Consider the following 658-nt stretch of genomic DNA (forward strand, 5'->3'; position numbering starts at 1 on the left):
AATCAAATTCGGTGGTTATGGGTCCTGGCCTTCGCCAGGACGATGGTGGGAAGAAGCTGTGCGCCACAAATCCATCCCCGTGACCCAGTGAAGGCGTGGAGCTTTATCCTCATCCACTGCTGTGATCGCCCGGCCTGTGCGCAATTGCGCACATGAACCGGGCGACCCAGTATTCCAGAGACGCCAGTGATAGAACCTAGGGGCCGCGGCGTACTGGGTCGCCCCGTCAAGCCGGGCGACGACAGCGAGCAAGTTGATCAGCTCGGCTTGACGCCGGAGGCGGCCTGGGCGGCGGCTTGCCGCTCCATGTTCTGGCGGTAGAGGCCGACGAAATCGACGGGGTCGAGCATCAAGGGCGGGAAGCCGCCGTCGCGCACTGCGGTTGCGACGATTTCACGCGCGAACGGGAACAGCAGGCGCGGGCATTCGATCATGACCAGCGGATGCAGGTTTTCCTTCGGCACGTTCACGACCCGGAACACGCCGGCATAGGCCAGGTCGAAGCTGAACATCACCTTGCCGGCGCCTTCGGCCTTGCCCTCGATCGACAGGATCACCTCGTACTCGTGTTCCGACAGGTTGTTGGCCGAGACGTTGATCTGGATGTTGATCGCCGGCTGCTGCTGCTGCGGGCCGAGCGAGGCCGGTGCGTTCGGGT

1 protein-coding gene is annotated in these 658 nt (G+C 63.4%); it reads right to left on the bottom strand.

What is annotated here, in order from left to right:
- Window positions 1-257: 257 nt before the first annotated feature.
- Window positions 258-658 (bottom strand): protein-export chaperone SecB (secB, locus tag J6500_RS31545; protein ID WP_225716588.1); only part of this gene is annotated, 401 nt, incomplete at its 5' end.

The organism is Bradyrhizobium semiaridum (assembly GCF_020329505.1).
Classification (GTDB): domain Bacteria; phylum Pseudomonadota; class Alphaproteobacteria; order Rhizobiales; family Xanthobacteraceae; genus Bradyrhizobium; species Bradyrhizobium semiaridum.